This is a genomic window from Terasakiella pusilla DSM 6293 (assembly GCF_000688235.1).
Lineage (GTDB): Bacteria > Pseudomonadota > Alphaproteobacteria > Rhodospirillales > Terasakiellaceae > Terasakiella > Terasakiella pusilla.
In genome coordinates this window covers 137679-158093 of the sequence record NZ_JHYO01000001.1, presented here as the reverse complement: position 1 = coordinate 158093, position 20415 = coordinate 137679, and the positions used below count along the sequence as shown (strand labels likewise).

At 49.9% G+C, this 20415-nt stretch carries 23 protein-coding genes; 16 read left to right on the top strand and 7 right to left on the bottom strand.

Annotation, left to right across the window (positions count from 1 at the left end; translation table 11 throughout):
* Positions 1–116: 116 nt before the first annotated feature.
* Both Q397_RS0100835 and trpS read left to right on the top strand, forming a co-directional pair.
* Positions 117–2519, top strand: a complete 2403-nt coding sequence (locus Q397_RS0100835) for a methyl-accepting chemotaxis protein (RefSeq protein WP_028877804.1) — start codon at positions 117–119, stop codon at positions 2517–2519.
* Between the two features lie 97 nt (positions 2520–2616).
* Positions 2617–3615, top strand: a complete 999-nt coding sequence (gene trpS / locus Q397_RS0100830; RefSeq protein WP_028877803.1) for a tryptophan--tRNA ligase — start codon at positions 2617–2619, stop codon at positions 3613–3615.
* Between the two features lie 273 nt (positions 3616–3888).
* Here trpS and Q397_RS23705 read toward each other — a convergent pair whose 3' ends face one another.
* Positions 3889–4269 (bottom strand): helix-turn-helix domain-containing protein, encoded by a 381-nt coding sequence (locus tag Q397_RS23705; protein ID WP_051609567.1) that lies wholly within the window; start codon positions 4267–4269, stop codon positions 3889–3891.
* 120 nt (positions 4270–4389) lie between these two features.
* Positions 4390–4890 (bottom strand): helix-turn-helix domain-containing protein, encoded by a 501-nt coding sequence (locus tag Q397_RS20385; protein WP_084148875.1) that lies wholly within the window; start codon positions 4888–4890, stop codon positions 4390–4392.
* Positions 4891–5226: 336 nt separating this feature from the next.
* Here Q397_RS20385 and Q397_RS0100810 point away from each other — a divergent pair, with 336 nt between their 5' ends.
* Positions 5227–5664, top strand: coding sequence for a helix-turn-helix domain-containing protein (locus tag Q397_RS0100810; RefSeq protein ID WP_028877802.1), 438 nt, complete (start codon positions 5227–5229; stop codon positions 5662–5664).
* Here the strand turns inward: Q397_RS0100810 and Q397_RS0100805 are convergent.
* On the bottom strand, positions 5639–6193 hold the full coding sequence (locus Q397_RS0100805; protein WP_028877801.1) for a GNAT family N-acetyltransferase: 555 nt from the start codon (positions 6191–6193) through the stop codon (positions 5639–5641). The two genes, Q397_RS0100810 and Q397_RS0100805, sit on opposite strands and share 26 nt — an antisense overlap.
* Before the next feature lie 157 nt (positions 6194–6350).
* Between Q397_RS0100805 and Q397_RS0100800 the strand changes: the two genes are divergently transcribed.
* On the top strand, positions 6351–6707 hold the full coding sequence (locus Q397_RS0100800; protein WP_028877800.1) for a hypothetical protein: 357 nt from the start codon (positions 6351–6353) through the stop codon (positions 6705–6707).
* 8 nt (positions 6708–6715) lie between these two features.
* Here the strand turns inward: Q397_RS0100800 and Q397_RS0100795 are convergent, their stop codons facing one another.
* Positions 6716–7450, bottom strand: coding sequence for a PDC sensor domain-containing protein (locus Q397_RS0100795; RefSeq protein ID WP_028877799.1), 735 nt, complete (start codon positions 7448–7450; stop codon positions 6716–6718).
* 100 nt (positions 7451–7550) lie between these two features.
* Positions 7551–8276, bottom strand: coding sequence for a PDC sensor domain-containing protein (locus Q397_RS0100790; protein WP_028877798.1), 726 nt, complete (start codon positions 8274–8276; stop codon positions 7551–7553).
* A gap of 206 nt (positions 8277–8482) precedes the next feature.
* Between Q397_RS0100790 and ffh the strand changes: the two genes are divergently transcribed.
* From ffh to rplS, 5 genes are all read left to right on the top strand, one after another.
* The gene (gene ffh / locus Q397_RS0100785; protein WP_028877797.1) at positions 8483–9928 is read left to right on the top strand and encodes a signal recognition particle protein; all 1446 of its coding nucleotides are present in this window, start codon (positions 8483–8485) and stop codon (positions 9926–9928) included.
* A 66-nt stretch (positions 9929–9994) separates the two neighbouring features.
* On the top strand, positions 9995–10411 hold the full coding sequence (gene rpsP / locus Q397_RS0100780) for a 30S ribosomal protein S16 (protein ID WP_028877796.1): 417 nt from the start codon (positions 9995–9997) through the stop codon (positions 10409–10411).
* Positions 10412–10456: 45 nt separating this feature from the next.
* Positions 10457–11053 (top strand): ribosome maturation factor RimM, encoded by a 597-nt coding sequence (gene rimM / locus Q397_RS20380; protein ID WP_084148873.1) that lies wholly within the window; start codon positions 10457–10459, stop codon positions 11051–11053.
* A gap of 11 nt (positions 11054–11064) precedes the next feature.
* Positions 11065–11778, top strand: a complete 714-nt coding sequence (gene trmD / locus Q397_RS0100770; protein WP_028877795.1) for a tRNA (guanosine(37)-N1)-methyltransferase TrmD — start codon at positions 11065–11067, stop codon at positions 11776–11778.
* Positions 11779–11831: 53 nt separating this feature from the next.
* The gene (rplS, locus tag Q397_RS0100765; RefSeq protein WP_028877794.1) at positions 11832–12194 is read left to right on the top strand and encodes a 50S ribosomal protein L19; all 363 of its coding nucleotides are present in this window, start codon (positions 11832–11834) and stop codon (positions 12192–12194) included.
* A gap of 163 nt (positions 12195–12357) precedes the next feature.
* Here rplS and Q397_RS0100760 read toward each other — a convergent pair whose 3' ends face one another.
* Entirely contained in the window at positions 12358–13017 is a 660-nt protein-coding gene (locus tag Q397_RS0100760; RefSeq protein ID WP_038012395.1) for an XRE family transcriptional regulator, read from the bottom strand.
* A gap of 227 nt (positions 13018–13244) precedes the next feature.
* Here Q397_RS0100760 and Q397_RS25535 point away from each other — a divergent pair, with 227 nt between their 5' ends.
* The 5 genes from Q397_RS25535 (at position 13245) to Q397_RS0100740 (ending at position 18314) form a co-directional block, all read left to right on the top strand.
* Positions 13245–13499: a helix-turn-helix domain-containing protein gene (locus Q397_RS25535; RefSeq protein WP_084148872.1), complete on the top strand. Its 255-nt coding sequence runs from the start codon at positions 13245–13247 to the stop codon at positions 13497–13499.
* 431 nt (positions 13500–13930) lie between these two features.
* Entirely contained in the window at positions 13931–15355 is a 1425-nt protein-coding gene (gene leuC / locus Q397_RS0100755; RefSeq protein WP_028877792.1) for a 3-isopropylmalate dehydratase large subunit, read from the top strand.
* 4 nt (positions 15356–15359) lie between these two features.
* Positions 15360–15974 (top strand): 3-isopropylmalate dehydratase small subunit, encoded by a 615-nt coding sequence (leuD, locus tag Q397_RS0100750; RefSeq protein WP_028877791.1) that lies wholly within the window; start codon positions 15360–15362, stop codon positions 15972–15974.
* A gap of 90 nt (positions 15975–16064) precedes the next feature.
* Complete coding sequence (leuB, locus tag Q397_RS0100745) at positions 16065–17174, top strand: 3-isopropylmalate dehydrogenase (RefSeq protein ID WP_028877790.1); 1110 nt, start codon at positions 16065–16067, stop codon at positions 17172–17174.
* 114 nt (positions 17175–17288) lie between these two features.
* Complete coding sequence (locus tag Q397_RS0100740; protein WP_156950600.1) at positions 17289–18314, top strand: patatin-like phospholipase family protein; 1026 nt, start codon at positions 17289–17291, stop codon at positions 18312–18314.
* On the opposite strand, the gene Q397_RS0100735 is transcribed toward Q397_RS0100740, so the two are convergent.
* The gene (locus tag Q397_RS0100735) at positions 18311–18733 is read right to left on the bottom strand and encodes a rhodanese-like domain-containing protein (protein ID WP_028877788.1); all 423 of its coding nucleotides are present in this window, start codon (positions 18731–18733) and stop codon (positions 18311–18313) included. The two genes, Q397_RS0100740 and Q397_RS0100735, sit on opposite strands and share 4 nt — an antisense overlap.
* Positions 18734–18930: 197 nt before the next feature.
* Between Q397_RS0100735 and Q397_RS0100730 the strand changes: the two genes are divergently transcribed.
* Together Q397_RS0100730 and Q397_RS0100725 are read left to right on the top strand one after the other, a co-directional pair.
* Positions 18931–19668, top strand: a complete 738-nt coding sequence (locus Q397_RS0100730) for a glycosyltransferase family 2 protein (protein WP_038012393.1) — start codon at positions 18931–18933, stop codon at positions 19666–19668.
* Complete coding sequence (locus Q397_RS0100725; protein ID WP_028877786.1) at positions 19665–20381, top strand: TVP38/TMEM64 family protein; 717 nt, start codon at positions 19665–19667, stop codon at positions 20379–20381. Before Q397_RS0100730 ends, Q397_RS0100725 begins: the two co-directional genes overlap by 4 nt.
* Positions 20382–20415: the final 34 nt, after the last annotated feature.

Genomic DNA, 20415 nt, shown 5'->3' with positions numbered 1-20415 from the left:
AAATGAACTTCTCATGGCATCGTCTATCTTAAATTGACAAGAATTTTGCCCTAGGCCATCTCATGGTTAATCCCCGCTTAAAGAGGGACAGATTTAACTATCAAGGTGAATAGAGAATGGCTGCCGATCGTCTGTCAATTTCCCATCGGATTTACATGGGGTTTGGTTTTTTAATTTGTGCGTTGTTAGGGTTGGGTGTTTTTGCCACCTTGCAGTTTGATGAGATGGCGGGGTCCACCGAGATCATCAACGAAAAAATCACGCTGGTGGGCAGTGCCAATGACTATGCCCTGAGCCTGAAAGAGTTATCAGACTCTATCCTTCTCTATGCACAATCTACCAAAGAGAAAGACCGTGCCCGTGTCGAAGAACAGTTAGCTCGCACCAATGAAATTGAAGCCGCCTTTGTGGATACACTCAGGGTCAAAGGCTTGTCGCAAAAAGCTGATGAAGTGATTGCGTCTGAGAAAGTTTATAAAGACACGCTGGGGTCTTTATTGCTGCGCATTGAAAATATCGGTGCCTCCGCTGACATGATCCTGATGGGGGCCAATAAACTGGTTTTATCGGGGCCTGAACTGTCGGGCAAGCTGATCAAAATTGCGTCTGAAAAACCGGATTATGCAGGTCTTTATAGTTTGGCAGATCAAATTTTGATGGCCTCCAACAAGGCTCTGCTGGAAACCATGACCTATGCCATCAAACCGACTGAAGAAACCTTGCAAAAGGCACGTAACGCCACGGCAGAAGTTGATGACGTCTTGGCCCATACTAAAGACGGGATGGCAGGACTGCCGAGACGTGATCGCCAGGTGCTTAAGTTTTTGGGGCGCGACAATGATCTGTTGAAACAGGGCTATGTGCAGTTTCAAGGCTCCAACCTTGGTTTGATCCAATCGTTCAATGCCTTTCGTGATGCGATTGAACAAACAATGGCGCTGGCCTCTGATATTCGCACAACCGCTATTCAGGAACAGAATCACACCACTCAAGCGGTGACGCAAGCCTCCCAATCCACCATTACCAGCTACATTTTCACGATGGGTGTGGTGGCGGTCATCGCTGTTTTATTGGGGGCGGTGACCTCGCGCAGTATCTTGGGACCGCTTAATCGGGTAACAACGGATATGAAACGCCTTGGCGATGGGGATACGGACATCGAAGTGGTGGACCGCGATCGCCGAGATGAAGTCGGTACCATGGCCCAAGCCGTTGTGATCTTCCGTCAAAACGCCATGGATGTGGAACGTCTGACCCAGCAACGACTGGAAGACCAAAAGCGCGAAGAAGAAAAACGCAGTGCTTCCTTGATGGCGATGGCAGATACCATTGAATCGGAAACCGGTGTTGTTCTGGAACAAGTGGTGCACCACACCAAGGAACTCAGCAACGCCGTTGGCACCATGTCGGCGTCGTCTCAAGGGGCGGCCAATCGCGCGGATGATGTGGCGGTACAGGCACAATCCTCCCTTGAATTGTCACAAAAAGTTGCAGAAGCGGCAAACAAACTGGCAGGCTCTATCGATCAGGTGTCAACGCAGGTGGAACGCCAACGTACCATTGCCAATACCGCGATGGATCAGGCGCAAAAGTCTTCCCAGTCCGTTGAAAGTCTGAGCGAGGCGGCCGATAGTATCGGTAGTGTTATTGCGATGATCAATGATATCGCGGCGCAGACCAATATGCTGGCCCTCAACGCCACCATCGAAGCCGAACGCGCAGGTGCCTATGGCAAAGGTTTTGGGGTTGTTGCCAATGAAGTGAAGATGCTGGCAACGCAAACCTCTAAGGCAACGGCGGAAATTTCGACCCAGATCGCGGATGTGCGTCAGGTGGCGCGTGAATGTGTTAAATCTATTGAAGAGATCAACCAGATTATTGCGGACATGACCAATATTTCTTTGGATGTGTCACAAAGTGTGCAGGAACAGACGCAGGAAACCTTGCAGATTACCTCTAACATCCAAGATTCCTTCCGGGTGTCGGAGACCTTGAACCTGCAAGTGACCGAAGCCTCCCAAGAAATGCAGGAAGTCCGTGACCTCAGCGGGCAGCTTGATATCGTGTCGCGCCGCGTAACCTCCATGGTCGAAAGCCTGCAAATGTCGTTGAATACGGCGGTACGTTCCGCGTCAAACACCATGGCGGAAGAAGGTGAAAAATCCATCCTTGCGGGCGAAGACGTGAAAGTCGTTTTGCGGGGGGATAAAGGGACCTATCATTCCCGTTTGCTGGATATTTCCAACAACGGTTTTGCCCTGTTCCCGCCGCTGGATTTAAAAACGGGGGATCAATTTAAAGCGACCTTTGAGGGGATTAACGGGGACTTTGACGTGGAGATTCTGTCGAAACGTGGCCTTGAGTCGCCAAAGACGCGGATCCGCTTTAGTCAGGATATGGAAGATCGTCAGGAAATCGTGCGTTATGTGGTTCAATTATGGGCTGATAGTTTAAGGGAAGATATTCTGGGAACAACGCGGGTTGTATCCTTGGCAGATTATCGCACTGCAGCGGAGTAAAGCTTGACCGCGCCCCGATGGCATTGCATAACAAGTCTCGTATATTTCAGGCGTCGAAAGGGCGCCTTTCCTTTAAAACTTCATAGCGAGACATCTAATGGAACGCATTTTTTCTGGCGTACAGCCATCCGGTAATTTGACTTTAGGCAACTACCTCGGTGCAATTCGCAACTGGGTAAAATTGCAAGACGACTACGAGAGCATTTTTTGCGTGGTTGATATGCATGCCATTACCGTCTGGCAAGACCCCGAAGAATTGCGCCGTGCGACCCGTGAAGTCGCTGCCGGTATGCTGGCAGCTGGTGTTGACCCCAAGAAAAACATTCTGTTCAACCAGTCTAACGTTCCCGCCCATGCGGAATTGGGCTGGGTGTTGAACTGTGTGGCACGTTTGGGGTGGTTGAACCGCATGACCCAGTTTAAGGAAAAAGCAGGCAAGCACAAAGAAAACGCGTCGTGTGGCCTGTATGTTTATCCGAACCTGATGGCGGCGGACATTTTGATCTACAAAGCAACCCATGTCCCGGTTGGCGATGATCAGAAGCAACACCTTGAGCTGGCTCGCGACATTGCGCAAAAATTCAATAACGACTTCCAAAAAGAAGTCTTCCCCCTGCCGGAACCGATGATCTTCGGGTCGGCAACACGGGTGATGTCTTTGCGTGACGGGACTAAAAAAATGTCTAAGTCGGACCCGTCCGATTACTCCCGTATCGCCATGACGGATGATGCGGATACAATCGCGAAAAAGGTTCGTAAGGCCAAAACTGACCCGCATCCGATCCCTGAGTCTGTAGATGGTTTTGAAGACCGTGCGGAAGCTAAAAACCTGATGAACATCTATGCTGCATTAAGTGATGTGACGCTTGCGGATGTCTGTCAGCAATATGGCGGCCAGAGCTTTGCGGATTTCAAAAAAGCTTTGACCGATCTGGCTGTTGAAAAACTGTCGCCCATTTCTCAAGAAATGCAGCGCTACATGGCAGACCCGGCAGAAGTGGACGCCATCCTGAAAGAGGGCGGCGAACGTGCCAATGCCATCGCACAGCCGGTGATGGACGAAGTCAAAGACGTGGTCGGCTTTTTACGTCCGTAAACGTTGATCGATTTCTTGTGAAAAGAGGGATGGCAGATGTGCTGTCCCTCTTTTTTTGTGGTATGGGTCAGGCACCAAAGAGGAGGCTGCGTCCAAACACCATGAAGAGAATCAGAAAAATTAGGCCGAAAACATAAAAGGGTAGATACCCGTCACTTAACAGTTTTGCCAGCCAGTCCCGTGGGTTCAAAAACATGAGGGTCTCTCCTTCACCTGATAACTTGAACATTAGCATAACCTGTTTAATCGGTGGGGGAGACGACATAGGTCAATTTAGTTAGATTTATTGAGCTGGGCGGCACGTTCCATCATGCGGGCAAAGGCGGTTCTGACTTCTGGGTTGTCAAGGGCACGATAGTCGCGCATCAGGCTTAGTGCCTCATGACTGAGGATGTCGCGCGTACGTGTGCACGTGGATGCTGTGTCTTCATGGAAGAAGAAGGCAATATCGACTTTAAGAAGGTCGGAAAATTTGTAGAGGAGGCTCGCGGGGATGGACCTCTTCCCCGCTTCAAACTGCCCGATTTTTAGACGGGAAACACCGACAGCTTCCCCCAGCTGTTTTTGACTATACCCCATTAAGGTACGTCTTAATTTTAGTCGTTCCCCTGCCGTTTTATCGATAGGGTTTGCATCTGTAGGGTTTTTATCCATTTACCTCAATCCTATTTGCACTATATGATTGTATACTGCAATACGTAACAGATTAAGGTATAACATGGGGGCGCGGTTCACCCAATGCTATATTCAATTAATAAGTGATTTATTTTAATATTACTCTTTATCGGTGTGGTCGTCGTCTGGCTCAAACTCATCTGCAGCATCGTTCTCGTCATGAGGCGTGTTGGTCATGCTGTTGGCAAGGGCGCGCATAAATTGACCGACACGCTGACGCAGGGTCTCATCTGGGATGCGGTGGAAGTCATGGACTAAAGAGATGGAATCGCGCGAGGAAAGCGGGTCACTGTCAAAAGGTTCCGCTGCCGATTCGCTCAAGCCGAAAGGATCAGCGTTGGAGGCTTCATAGAGGTCTTCCGGCATTTCCTGGAAGAAATAGGCCACTTCAACACCAAGCTGGCGGGAAATCTTGTACAGATTACTCGCGCCTATGCGGTTCGTGCCATTTTCGTATTTTTGAATCTGTTGGAAAGTGACACCGATGGCATCGCCGAGTTTGGTCTGAGAAATACGCATACCTACACGGCGGGCTCGAACGCGCGACCCAACATATTTATCAATAGGGTCCGGGCTCGTTCTCGGTGGTCTTCTGCTCATAGTTTGACTTCCAACTGATGTAAAAAGCGACTCTGTGAGAAGAAAATCAGCTATCCAACCATTTATGTCAAGAGGATAACGCTTTACTACTATGACTATGGGCTGTGAAACTCAATTTATATCAATTACATAAATTCTGAGTTGAGGTGTGGCTGTAAAGCTATGCTCTTTTTCGGTGTGTAAATGGAAAAGTACGTGAGGCATTTTTATTACTCATACGGGGACAAATAAAATTAGTTTGCTGATCTTAATGTAGAAAAAAGATGATTTTATTGTGTGAAGGAGGTATTCTAGGTTTATAGGGAGATGCAGGGATGCATGAGAGCGGGTCTAAACATGAGTAAAATAGCACAACGTTTCAGCGAAATTCGGAAAAGTCTGGAGCTGACACAAAAGCAGTTTGCACACCAATTAGATGTGTCAATTGGGTCGGTTCAAGGCTATGAACGCGATCAAATTCCGAAAGGGGATGTGTTAAAAAAACTCTCTGATTGGGGCTATGATCTGAATTGGTTTTTCACGGGTGTGGGGGAAATGCGATTGGGCGCAGATGTGCGCAGCGTCGCCCTTAACCGGAAGGTCGCGTGGAACGTTGCTTACTACTTATGCAAGCGCATGGATGCCGCGCGTGATCCCAATCAGTTTGCGGATACTTTCATGGAAGTTCTCGACTGGATGGTTGACAATTATAGCAAGCCGAAAGAAGAGCAGGCGCCGGCAGAGATGACGGCCCAGATCATCGACTTTGCTATGCTGCGTCTAGATGCTGGCTGAGACCATATAGTAATCCTTTAGGGTCATTGTGGATAAAGCCATATTCAGGGACGGCAATTCCGTTGAGAATGCGGTCACGGCTGACGACTTTTTCAAAGCCCATACGCTCGTACCACTGCCAGATCTTGTTGTTCTGGAAGGCCCAGCAGCACATGGGGCTCATATTATTTTCCAACAGATAACCGGTGAGGACACGTAACACCTGATAGCCTGTGCCGCGCGCGCGGTATTTGGGGAGCACGTATTGAGCGTGAAGTTCGCCTTGGGCATAGGGGATGGCGTCATCGTTATTGGGTTTGCACATGCAAAAGCCGACGACACGGCGCTGGTGTTCCATGACAAATAGGCCTTCTTTGTGTTCGTAACGTTTTTCGTTGTACCACTTTTGCCATTGTGACAGTCTAAAATTGTAGTTGCGATCGTCTAAGACTTCTTTGGGCATGAAGGAGTACGTATCTTTCCAACACTCTGCATGAATGAGGGCGATGGATTGAACGTCAGATGGACGGGATGCACGTATGTTAAGCATTTTACTACTCCTGAGAATCCTGAAGTAGTAATTCTAACTCTGATTTATTAACGGAGTTTTATATAACTAAAGGTAATTTTACGAATTTTACTGGAAAAAGATATCTTTTAGTTGTAATATGCCGATATTGCCTATTTGAAATGTGAGCATACAAATTATGTTTGACGAAGACCTACAAGATGCCTTAGCGAAGTTGGATAAGTCTGTTCCGCTAAAAAGACGGTACGGATTACCGGCCTTGGCAACCGTTGTGTTTACAACATTTGCGGTGGCTATGGGGACATGGAGCTATCAAAGCTTTGTGCCAGACGTATCGCAAGATCGTTTGATGCGGATGATCGTCATTGCATCTCGCGGCGGTGAGGTTGACCCGGTTCGCTTGTTGATGTCTGTAGAAGAAAAGCTCGGCAAAAAGGCGGATAAGTTTAACGGGATGGACCGCGCGCAGGCTGTCGAATATCTCATCGATGAGATTGACCTGCAAAAATCAAATAAGGAATGGGTGGTTTATTAACCCCGACCTTATGATCCAATTTTCAACTTTGTAAAGACGACCCAGAGCTTATAATCCTGGATGCGGGCTGAGGAAGATTGCGCCTTTAGGCTTCCCATCTGATGTTCCAGAATGCCGTTTTGGCTTTTGGTTTTGACCAAGGTCAGCATATCCTCCGGAAATTGTAGGGAAGACGGATAGCTGGTAATTTTTTCCCCATCTTCGCGGTAGATGCTGACAAAGCAGGCTTTACATAGAATATTCTGCCGGATCAGCCTGTTTGGGGTCATGATCCCCGCCACAACGCCGATGACTCGCTTGAAAATGTCAAAAATAGGCATGGACATGGGCAAAAAAGCGACATCGGATGTCTTCCCCATCAAAGGTTTGCCGAGATAGGCCTCTCTATTTTTCATCTCCAACGCGACTTTAATGTAATCTCGGTTACTGAGGTCGAGATGTTGAGCGGGGAATTTAAAGCTGTCGAATTGTAATTCGCCTTGGCTATTTGTGGCGATAATGGCGCGCAGGCCGGGGGCGCGTTTGACATAATTCCCAAACGCTTCGTGAATAATCAGCTCGTTTTGAGTTTGGCTGCGTCCAAGAACGTCCGCCGCACCGAGCAAGGCTAGGTCCATGGTGCGCAACAGGGCCTCGGCGTGGATGGCTTGGAACTCAGCCTGCAATCGTAAATCAGTCTCTGCGCGGGCCGCGGGTGCAAGGCCCAAAAGAAACAGGACTAGGACAAGACGTGCGAAGGACAAGGGTAACACTTTCTTTCAGTATAATTAAAAATATGTATCACGTATACTGTCTCGGGTAGTAATTGATATAGATAATACGTTAATTCGTATACTATTTTTATTAGTCAGAAACCAGATGGCTCATGATGATGTGGAGGTCAAAGCCGTCGATGGTTTTATACATAGAGACCACGCTTTGATTGCCGAACTGATGTTTGAAGGCTGCGCCATTTGCATGTGGGGCGGCTTCTGCAAGGAAGGATGGCCCATAGCGCGTGCTGGAAGGATAAGACACCAGTTTTGTCCCGCCCGTTGAGAATATGCCCATAAAACAATGGGTGCACAGGATGTCCTGTCTGATGAGTGCGTCTGGTGTCACAATCCCGGCGACAACCCCGAATGGCTCCCCGTTCTCCCCAGTGACGCGCTGTGAAAGCGGAATGAACGAGACGCCGGAACTGCGCCCCTGAACGGGTTGTCCAATATAAAGATCGGTGTGAGAGGCATCTGCAACCGCCTTTACATATTCCCGATCTGTCAGATTGATCCGTCGGGCAGGATAGGTAAAACTATCAACGGTTAGGATGCCGTCTCTATTTATATATATAATGGCACGCAAGCCGGCGGTATTTTGTACGATCTGTTGTAGATTGTCGTGCAGATCCTTTTCGTCGCGGGCTTGTGCGTCGCGTAAAAGCCCGTTGGCTTTTTGAATAGCGCCTTTAATTGCGCTTATATTGTCTTGAACGTGACTCTTCTGCAGATTGGCATAAGTTGTCAATTCATCCGACGCGTGAGCGTTGGTCGTCAAAATGACAGCACATATAAAAAGGTATAAGGCACGCATGGGACACTATCCGTAGTGGTTGAATGGTGGCTAAAATAATCTGCTTTCAATGGGAAGACAAGCGCACTTTTACTTGACTCTATGTGTATCAACCCGTAAAAGGACGCTCAAATTCATACCTCTTTGACAATTTTGTCACCTTATAGGGGTGCCGCCAGTCCTCGAAAGTCGAGCACTGGCGCGTTTTGCGTTGGGAAAGTTTTTATATGTTTGAGAACTTACAGGATCGCCTCGGCGGTATTTTTGACAAACTCACACGTCGTGGCTCATTGTCTGAAGCTGATGTCAGCGAAGCCATGCGCGAAGTGCGCGTTGCCTTGCTTGAGGCTGACGTTGCGCTGTCGGTTGTGAAAGAGTTTGTTAAAAAGGCTAAAGAAAAGGCGATCGGGGAAGATGTTCTCAAGGGGATCAACCCCGGCCAGATGGTCATCAAGATCGTCCATGATTGCCTTGTTGAGATGCTGGGGGCGCAAGACACCCAGATCAATTTACAGGCGGTGCCACCGGTTGCGATTCTCATGGTCGGTTTGCAGGGGGCGGGTAAAACCACCACCTCTGCCAAAATCGGCTTAATGCTTAAAAAACGTGAACGTAAAAAAGTTTTGTTGGCAAGTTTGGACGTTTATCGTCCGGCCGCCCAGCAGCAGCTTGAGATTCTGGCCAAACAGGCTGAATTGAACTCGCTGCCGATTATTATGGGCGAACAGCCTGTTGCCATTGCAAAGCGCGCAATGGAAGAAGGCCGCAAAGGCGGCTATGACGTTGTTATCCTTGATACAGCCGGTCGCCTGCACATTGATGATGTGCTGATGGACGAAGTGGCCAAGGTCCGTGACGTTGCCAAGCCGCAGGAAACGCTGCTGGTGACGGATGCAATGACGGGTCAGGACTCGGTAAACGTTGCGAAAGAATTTAATGACAAGATCGGCATTACCGGTATTGCGTTGACCCGTGTAGACGGTGATGCGCGCGGTGGTGCGGCCCTTTCCATGAAGGAAGTGACGGGCGCGCCGATCAAGGTCATGGGTGTCGGTGAGAAAATCGACGAACTGGAAGCCTTCCACGCAGACCGCGTTGCCAGCCGAATCCTTGGCATGGGTGATGTGGTGTCCTTGGTGGAAAAAGCCCAGGAAAACATTGAACATGATAAAGCCGAAGCCTTGGCGAAACGGGTCATGCAAGGCCAGTTTACGCTGGAAGATATGCTGGAACAGCTTTCTCAAATTAAAAAAATGGGCGATGTGAGCGGCCTTCTCGGGATGATGCCCGGGATCGGCAAGATGAAAAAACAGCTCGCAGAAGCTAAAGTGGATGACAAGATGATTGCCCGTCAAGAAGCGATCATTTTGTCCATGACGGTTAAAGAACGTCAAAATCCCAAATTGATTAAAGCCTCACGCAAGCAGCGTATTGCTGCGGGCTGTGGCCTCTCGGTTCAGGACGTGAACAAGCTGCTGAAACAACATCAGCAGACTGCAACCGTCATGAAAAAAGTCGGTAAGATGAACAAAAAAGGTTTGCTCGGCAAGCTGGGGGGACTCATGGGCGGTCCGGGTGGTATGCCACCGGGCGGTCTGGGTGGCCTACCCGGAATGGAAGGCCTTGGGGGCCAAAGTGGTTTACCACCGGGGATCCCGCCCTTCAAAAAGTGAAGACCTGACGTGTTTTGAATTTCGACATAATTTTTTTACTAACCCAAACCATAGGAAAGACCAACAATGGCTCTTACAATCCGTTTGGCACGTGGCGGGGCTAAAAAGCGCCCGTTCTACCGTATCGTTGTTGCTGATAAACGCGCTCCGCGCGATGGCCGTTTCATTGAGAAAGTCGGCACATACAACCCGATGCTTGCCAAAGACAATGAAAACCGCGTTAGCATGAACGTTGAACGTGTCGATTACTGGCTCGGCCAAGGTGCAAAACCGACTGACCGTGTTCTGCGCTTCTTGGTAGCTGCTGGCAAAGCTGAACGTGCTGTTCCGCAACAAACTAAAAAAGCGGAACAGTCTGCAAAGACTAAAATGCGTATCGAAGAAAAAGCTGAGAAGCGTCGCGAAGCTGAAGAAGCTGCCAAACAGGCTGCTGAAGAAGCCGCCGCTGCTGCTGCTTCTGAAGAAGCTCCGGCTGAAGCTTAAGTTTCTTTTTGAATTTTCCCATTTTCGCAAGAGTGAGTTTGGACCATGTCACCCACATCGCCTGATAAAGATAAGGAAGGACTGCGCGTTTGCGTTGCCGCCTTTTCGTCTGCCCATGGCGTCAGTGGGGCCTTGCGTCTGAAAAGCTTTACCGAAAATCCGGATGATGTTGCCCAATTTGGTCAGCTGGAAAGCGAAGATGCGTCCAAAATCTATGACATTGAAGTCGTGAGCCACACTGGCAAAGGCGAATTGATTGTCAAGGTTGCGGGGGTTGAAGGACGTGATGCGGCTGAACTATTGAAAGGTGAACGTCTTTTCGTTTCCCGTTCCAAATTACCGGATGCCGGTGACGAGGAGTTTTATCACGCAGACTTGATTGGCCTGACGGTCAAGACAGTCAGTGGTCAGACACTCGGCACAGTGCGTGCGGTCTATGATTTTGGTGCGGGCGACATGCTGGAAATTCTGCCGAAAGAAGGGGCCTTGATCATGGTCCCCTTTACCAAAGCGATTGTGCCGATTGTGGATCTTGCGAAAGGACGCCTTGTCGTTGATCCGCCGGAAGGCCTGTTGCCGGAAATTAAAAAGAAAAAGAATCGTAAGCCCAAGACTGCGAAATCGGATGGGGGGGATCAATGACCCCGCAACTGATGCCGTGGACGGCTTGTGTTCTGACGCTTTTTCCGGAAATGTTTCCCGGTATGCTGGGGCATTCTTTGGTCGGACGTGGTCTAGAGGAAGGTCGCTGGACGCTGGATACCATCCAGATCCGTGATTTTGCTCAGGACAAACACAATACTGTGGACGATACCCCTTGCGGGGGGGGTGCCGGTATGGTGATGCGCCCGGATGTGGTCACAGGTGGACTGGATGAAGCTGCAAAGCGTTATCCGTTGGCTAAGAAGGTGTTTCTAACACCGCGCGGTCGTCCCCTGACACAGGAGAAAGTGCACGAACTGGCGGATGCGCCGGGGGTGATCCTGCTCTGTGGTCGTTATGAAGGTATCGATCAGCGTGTTCTTGATGAACATGACGATATCGAAGAAATCAGCATCGGGGATTATGTCCTGTCTGGTGGTGAATCTGCGGCGACTGTTCTGCTGGATGCCTGTGTGCGACTTCTGCCCGGTGTCATCGGTAAAGAAGCCAGTCATGAAGACGAAAGCTTTGAAGCGGGTCTTCTGGAATATCCACATTACACCCGTCCCCGTGTGTGGCGCGGGCGTGAAGTCCCAGAAGTTCTGTTATCCGGTCATCATGAGAAAATTCTGAGCTGGCGCAAGACGCAGGCTCAACGCATTACGCAGGAACGTCGCCCCGATTTGTGGGAACGCTACTGCAAAGAGATTAAAGGAAGTGCCTGAGATCGGCACCTCTCCAGTTTAGAGTTCACCCCTTTCTATAGAAGGTCGAGACCATGAATATTGTAGAACAAATCGGTAAAGAGCAAATTGAGAAGCAACTTGCCGAACGTAATGTCCCTAAATTTGGCGCTGGTGATACCCTGCGCGTTCAGGTTCGTGTAAAAGAAGGCGAGCGCGAGCGTCTGCAGGCGTTTGAAGGCGTTTGCATCGCACGTAAGAACGACGGCATCAATTCCGCGTTCACACTGCGTAAAATTTCTTTCGGTGAAGGTGTGGAACGTGTATTCCCGCTTTACTCTCCGAACCTGGCTGAAATCCAAGTTGTTCGTCGCGGTGACGTCCGTCGCGCTAAACTGTACTACCTGCGTGGTCGTACTGGTAAAGCTGCACGTATTACCGAGAAGAAAGACTGGTAATCATTTTCTGCGTTATGCAGATTTGATGATCTGAAAGTCCCCTGTTTATCAGGGGCAATTCTCGGCCTCTCACGTCTGAGAGCCAAAATGTTGGTGCGCCGTGTCTTTTGCTCACTTGTCGAGCGTGAAAGGCACGGCGTTTCCTTTTGTGAGACGTTATCTGTTAAAGGACGGTTTTGCCGATCCACAGGATACGCCCGATAATATCCAGCTGTTCGCTTTGTTCCGGCGGGATGATGTGGGACGGGTAGAGCGCTTTGTTATCGCTGATGACCTCGATACCGTTTAAGGTATTGACGATCCGTTTGATCAGAATATTTTCCTGAAAGACAAAGGAAACCAGTCCGTCCGCTTTTGATGTGTCGGATCGATCAACAAGGACAAAGTCACCACAGTTGGCGGTGGGATGGAGCGAGTCTCCATGAACTTCAAGTAGACAGAGTTGATCAAAATCCGTTTTCAACAGGCGGGTTTCCAGAAACTGTGTAGAAAATGGCATATGGGTCAGCACGTGAAGACGTTGTGCCACATCACCCTGTATGTCTTTGAGTGTCTTTGCAATCCACGGAATAGTAATGATCTCGCTATCATTATGAGGGCGCGACCCTAAGGCCATTTTGGGTTTGGTGCCGCTGACAATCCAGTCAATGGTAACACCTGCTGCGTTTGCGATGGCGGAAAGACCTATGATTTTGGGTTCGCTTGCACCGGACAGCCAGTTGGCAAATGTACGTTCCGAGATACCGGATTTTTCACAGAGGGCGCGGTTGCCCCCTGCTTCTTTGGCGATTTCACGTAGGCGGGCTTGGAAGTTTTCAGGCACATGTCTCTCCCATGGCGCGATTTTTAAGGTATCGATTTCTATCGCAGAGGGTACGTAGTCTTCCTGAAATAAAATTTCTGGCTTTATTTTCCCCAGATATGGCATAATCAAACCATAGGGATGAAAAACAGTGCTGATCGTTTTGGTAAGCCATTAAGCGTCCCGTTCGTGATAAAATAAAACATTAAAAAGCCGACCTGTAAAAGTCGGTTCATCTTGGATTCAATATGCCGTATTCAAACCCACCTGTTCAAAACATGCATCCTGAAGACGTCAAAGCAGCTGTGCGAAAAAAAATCGGATCGCTTGCTGCTTTAGCTCGTCAGAACGGTGTTTCGGATTCCGTTGTTCGTGCTGCGTTAATCAGACCACAACCAACAGGTAATCGCATCATTGCCAAGTGCCTTGAACTTTCTGTCCATCAACTGTGGCCTGAATGGTATGGTTCAGACGGTCAGCGAATCCCGTCGAATGACGACTGATCATAATGGGTGTGTAGGCTTTTTCCAAATAAGAATAAGATGTTATGCAAGAAAATGTTGATTTTCAACCATAGCAACTTGATTTGACGGACTGGCCTCAATTTTTAATTAAATTAATTTTTAGTCATTTTTTCCCAAATACACTATTTTGTTGTAATTGTTTGACATATTGCACAATACGCTTAGCATATCGTTTGGGTGATGAATGAAACTTGCAATAAAGAATCGATCTTAATTGTATCTCTTTTTGGCTGAAAACTAAAATTATGGTTTATTTTCATTGCCCAATTTGAAAGTAAAATTCGTCAAATCGTGCCATCCACGGTCAGAACTGTAAAAGTTCGTGACCTTTGCGTCCAAAACTTCTATAGAAGGGACGCAAATCTTACATGATATGTAAATACTTCTGACTCATTCGGAGAAGCACGAAAATGGGCAACCCCCGCACACTGTTTGACAAGATCTGGGACAACCATTTGATCGAAACACAAGATGACGGCACAAGCCTGATCTTTATCGATCGTCACATGGTTCACGAAGTGACCTCCCCGCAGGCTTTTGAAGGCCTACGTATGTCGGGGCGCAAGGTTCGTCACCCGGAACTCACCCTCGCCGTCGCCGACCACAACGTCCCGACTTCTGACCGTTCCAACGGGATTGTGATTACCAACGAAGAATCACGTATTCAGGTGGAAGCTCTGGAAAAGAACGTTGCTGAATTTGGCGTTCCTTACTTCGCGATGGACGACCTTCGTCAAGGTGTGGTGCATATTGTAGGGCCGGAACAAGGCTTCACGTTGCCGGGCGCGACAATCGTTTGTGGCGATAGTCACACAGCGACACATGGCGCGTTTGGTTCCCTGGCTTTCGGGATCGGGACATCTGAAGTAGAGCACGTTCTTGCAACGCAAACGCTCTTGCAGAAAAAATCTAAAAACATGGAAGTCCGTGTTGAAGGCGCGTTGCCGGATGGCGTGACTGCGAAAGACCTTGTTTTGGCGATCATCGGCAAAATCGGGACTGCAGGCGGTACAGGCAGTGTGATTGAATTTACCGGTCAGGCGATCATGGATCTGTCCATGGAAGGCCGCATGACCGTTTGTAACATGGCGATTGAAGGCGGTGCACGTGCGGGCCTGATCGCGGTTGATGACAAAACGATCGATTATGTTCGTGGTCGTCCGATGGCGCCGAAGGGTGCAGCGTTTGAAGCGGCGGAAAAATACTGGCGCACACTGACGTCTGATGAAGGTGCGGTTTACGACACAACCATCATCATCAAAGCTGATGAGCTGGTTCCGTTCGTAACTTGGGGCACCAGCCCGGAAGATGCGCTGCCGATTACAGCTAAAGTCCCGTCTCCGTCTGATGCGCGTGATGCAGGTAAAGCGGGCGCGATTGAACGTGCGTTGGCTTACATGGGGCTGGAAGCGGGTACACCGTTGAACGAGATCGAAGTGACACGCGTCTTTATCGGGTCTTGTACAAACGGCCGTATTGAAGACTTGCGCGCGGCTGCTGCCGTTGCCAAAGGCCGTAAAGTGGCTGAAGGCATGAACGCGATGGTCGTGCCGGGCTCTGGTCTGGTGAAAGAGATTGCGGAAGAAGAAGGTCTGGATAAAATCTTCACCGAAGCCGGTTTTGACTGGCGTGAGGCGGGCTGTTCCATGTGTCTGGCGATGAACGATGACCGTCTGGCACCGGGAGAGCGTTGCGCTTCCACATCCAACCGTAACTTTGAAGGCCGTCAGGGCCGTGATTCCCGTACACATTTGGTCAGCCCGGCAATGGCTGCGGCGGCTGCCATCACAGGCAAGCTGACAGATGTGCGCGAATTGTTGAAAGAGGGGAACTAAGAACATGGAAAAGTTCACCACACTGACTGGTATCGCAGCGCCGATGCCGTTGATCAACATCGATACCGATATGATCATCCCTAAACTGTTCCTCAAAACCATCAAACGCTCTGGTCTGGGTGCCAACCTGTTTGATGAAATGCGTTTCAATCAGGACGGTACAGAAAAGCCGGACTTTATCCTGAACAAAGAACCGTATCGCAAAGCACAGATCATCATCGCGGGTGACAACTTCGGTTGTGGCTCCTCTCGTGAGCATGCGCCTTGGGCGATTGCTGACTTTGGCATCCGTTGCATTATCTCTACCAGCTTTGCAGACATCTTCCACAACAACTGTTTCAAAAACGGCATCCTGCCGATCCGTCTTCCGAAGGAAGATGTGGACAAGTTGATGGATGACGCCTCACGCGGTGCCAATGCAACGATCACCATTGATCTGGAAAACCAAGAGATTAAAGGCCCGGATGGCGGCTGCATCAAATTTGATGTGGACCCGTTCCGCAAGCACTGTCTGCTTGAAGGTCTGGATGACGTTGGCTTGACTCTTCAAAAAGAAGACAAGATCCAGTCATTTGAAGATCAGTACGCGCAATCCATGCCGTGGATGGCCCGTTCATAAAATTCAGTCCCTGAGCGACACAGGGACATTTATTACAGTTCAGCGGTCCCTGCTTCGGCAGGGACGGCTTTGTTTAAGGAATAGAAAAAAATGTCTGACGCTAAAAACCTCTTATTCTTGGCGGGTGATGGTATTGGTCCGGAAGTAATGGGTCAGGTTCGCAAAATCATTGATTGGTTGGCGAAAAACCGTTCAGTAAACTTCAACGTCAATGAAGCCCTTGTGGGTGGCGCGTGTTACGAAGCTCACAAATGTGCAGTCACGGACGAAACCATTCAGGACGCTTTGGATGCGGACGCGGTTATGCTGGGTGCTGTTGGCGGCCCGAAATGGGACAACGTAGAACGTCACGCCCGCCCCGAAGCCGGTCTGCTGCGTCTTCGTAAAGAACTGGACCTGTTTGCCAACCTGCGTCCTGCGCTTGTGTTTGATGCGTTGGTGGATAGCTCTACGCTGAAAAACGACGTCGTTAAGGGTCTGGACATTATGATCCTGCGCGAACTGACGTCTGGTGTGTACTTTGGCGAGCCGCGCGGCGTTGAAGACCTGCCGGGTGGTGGTCGTAAAGGCTTTGATACGCAAGTTTATACGGATGCTGAAATCATTCGCGCGGCCCACGTGGCGTTTGATCTGGCGAAAAAACGCGGCAACAAAGTTCACAGCGTTGAAAAAGCAAACGTGATGGAATCCGGTAAATTCTGGCGTGAAGTGGTTACAAAACTGCATGCAGAAGAATATGCCGACGTTCAACTGGAACATATGTATGCTGACAACTGCGCGATGCAGCTGGTGCGTAACCCGAAACAATTTGACGTGATCCTGACAGACAACCTGTTTGGGGATCTGCTGTCCGATTGCGCTGCGATGCTGACCGGGTCCTTGGGGATGCTGCCGTCTGCGTCTTTGTCCGGTAAGGATGAAAACGGTAAAGTCCGCGCCATGTACGAGCCGGTACACGGTTCTGCACCGGATATCGCGGGTCAAGACCTTGCGAACCCGCTGGCGACCATTCTGTCCTTCTCCATGTGCTTGCGCTATAGCTTTGACATGGGGGCAGAAGCTGACCTGCTGGATCAAGGCGTTGAAAACGTACTGGGCGCCGGCGTTCGTACAGGCGACATCATGCAAGCTGGCATGAAACAAGTCGGCTGTAACGCCATGGGTGATGCCCTGATTACAGAATTGGATAAACTGGTTTAAGCCTGTTTCCAAATCTATAGAAAGCCCGATCTGTTTTTTGCAGGTCGGGCTTTTTTGTTGCGCTGCACAAAAAATTCACATGCAACCGGGGAAAAGTGGTATATTGTCCCTATCATGTTGGAAGAAACACTCAACGCCTTGGGCTTGGGCGGATCGCGCTACAAGCAATTAAACCTCGCGCTTCAGGGCGGCGGCGCCCATGGGGCTTACACATGGGGCGTGCTGGACCGCTTGTTGGAAGACGACGGCCTTTCCTTTGATACCATCAGCGGCACAAGTGCGGGGGCGGTCAACGCTGTTGCCATGGCGCAAGGTTACATGGAAGATGGCACCCAAGGTGCGCGGGCTAAACTGGAAAGCGTCTGGAAAGCGATCTCGAAAGCGGGTGATTTTTTAACCGTGCCGGGGACGTCCACAAGCCTGATGAACTGGGCCATGAACGGCATGATGATGATGCCCTTTGACCCAAACCCGCTGGATTTTGACCCGCTTCGTAAAATCCTCAAAGATCAAATCGATTTTCCAGCCTTGCGCGAACATAGCCCGTTTGGTCTTTATATCGCCGCGACACAAGTGTCCAATGGCAGTGCGCGTATTTTTTGCAACGAAGATTTATCACTTGAGGTGATCTTGGCCTCAACCTGTTTGCCGTTTTTCTCTAAATCCGTGGTGATCGATGGGGAACCTTATTGGGACGGCGGGTTTTCAGCAAATCCGGCTATTCGCCCCGTGATCTTTCAGTCCAATACCAATGATACATTGCTGGTCCAGATCAGTCCGGTGGATGGGTTTCAACTGCCTTCCCATATCGGCGGGGTACGCACGCACCTGAGCCACTTATCTTTTTCGCAGTCGTTGCGCCGTGAAATTGAATTGATCGAGGAAGGGCGTGATATTTCTCAATCCAGCATTGCCTTAAATGGCAAAGCGCGGCGTCTGGCACGGCACCGTTTTCATTTGATTGATGGTACGGCTGTCACATCCAAACAAAATCCGGGCAGTGAAATGACACCGGATTGGTCCATGCTCTCTACTTTGTTTGAAGAGGGACGCCGGGGCGCGGATCAGTTTTTAGGCGATCACCGCGCCGCCATCCAACGTACCTCTTCCATCAACTTGCGCGAACACTTCAGGATTTAGCCCTGCGCCCACGCCAGTCCTGCAACTTTCCAGCCGTTGACGGTGCCGCGATGCTGTGCCTCGTTTTTGTCCCCTTCAAACCCGCCTGCAATATTGTAGCAGGTCTGATAGCCAGCGGCGCTCAGGGCGATGGCTGCATATTTGGAACGCACACCGGAGCGACAGAGCAAGAGAACCGGGGCTGTGGTGTCTGTGACCCGTGCCTGCACTTCTTCAACAAAGTTCTCGTTTGCTGACCCACTGGGGAAGCTGACCCATTCGACACAATGATGGGATTTGGAGAGAGAGCTGAGATCAACCTGACCCACCCATGCCCATTCGGCAGTGGTGCGCACATCGATTAGAACGGCCTGTTCGTTTTCTTGCAAGATCGTCCAGGCTTCGTTAGGGGTGATATCCCCTGCATAGGTATCCGACATTCATGACTCCTGTTTATTTGCTACAGGTATAGAGAATTTTAGGAGGCAGAAAAGAAATTTTTGCGGAAAGAGAACGGCAAGTCGTTCTGATAAACCAAGGATAGGGATGTCCGTCTGTCGGAATTAGGTGGACAAAATCGGCGAAAAGGCCATAATGCGCGGCGTTTTTATTGCAATGCACGCAGGTCCCAATTTATATGTCAGCGCCCATCGAACTATCTGTCGTTGTTCCGGTTAAGAATGAAGCGGAAAACATCCAGCCCTTGATTGAAGAAATCATGGCAGCCCTCGACGGTAAACTGGAATATCAGATTGTTTATGTAGATGATGGCAGCGACGATGACACGCCGCAACGCTTGTTGGACATGCAGGCAAAAACAGATCGTTTAAAGATCGTGACCCACCGTGACTCTTGTGGTCAAAGCACAGCGGTGCGCAGTGGGGTTAAACAGGCTGATGGTCGTGTGATCGCCACGCTGGATGGCGATGGACAAAACGATCCTGCTGATATTCCGGCGTTGTATGATGAATTGATCAAGGCCGACGATCAGGATTTAGTGTTGATGGCAGGCTGGCGTGCCAAGCGTCATGACAGTGCATTTAAGCTGTGGCAATCGCGCAATGCCAACAAAATCCGCGCCAAGCTGTTGGGCGATGATACGCCGGACACAGGCTGTGGCCTGAAGGTCTTTACCCGCGTAGCCTTCCTTGATTTGCCGTATTTTAATCATATGCACCGTTTTCTCCCGGCCTTGATGATCCGTCGCGGCGGGCGGGTGCAGTCGGTGGTGGTTAATCACCGCGCGCGTGAACGCGGTGTTTCTAAATATGGGATGTGGAACCGTTTGTGGGTCGGCATCGTCGATATTATGGGCGTTAAATGGCTGCAAAGCCGTGGTAAAGTGCCCGTGATTATCGAGCGGAAGGCTCCATGAATTATAAGGTTTTCATCAAGGGGCTGATGTTCCTGATGGTGCTGGCAGGGGCGGCATACCTGTTGTCGCGCGGAATTGATAAAAGCTGGATTGATAACAATGTGCGCGGGCAGGGAATAAAAGGCTGGTTTGTCTTTATCTCTATCGGGGGCTTGTTGGCGGCTGTCGGTTTTCCGCGTCAGGTCGTCGCCTTTTTGGGCGGTTATGCCTTTGGGGTGATCAAGGGGCTAAGTATTGCGCTGCTGGCGGTGACGCTGGGTTGTCTCCTGACATTTTTTTACGCCCGCTTTTTTGGGCGCGCGTGGGTGAAACGCAAGTTTCCGCGCAAGATTAAACGGGTTGATGATTTCTTGAAAGACAGCCCGTTTGCCATGACCTTGTTAATTCGTCTTTTACCTGTCGGCAATAATATGGCGACCAGTGCGGCGGCCGGTGTTTCTGGTGTGTCGCCGTTTGCTTTTATCGCGGGCTCTATGGTGGGGTATGTCCCCCAGACGCTGGTTTTTGCCTTGGCAGGCAGCGGTATTGAGCTCAATACGGAATGGAATATTGCGTTGAGCGTGATTCTTTTCGTTATCTCTGGCATATTGGGCGTTTATTTGTATCGCCGCTACCGTCAGGGGAAAACGCTGGGTCGTGACATTGAAACGCAGCTGGCGGGTGACGAGCAAACAGCCGATGCCATCGTGCGTGATGGCGAGACTAAAATGTAACCAAAGGCAGCCGACTGCCTGAAACAGACGTTGT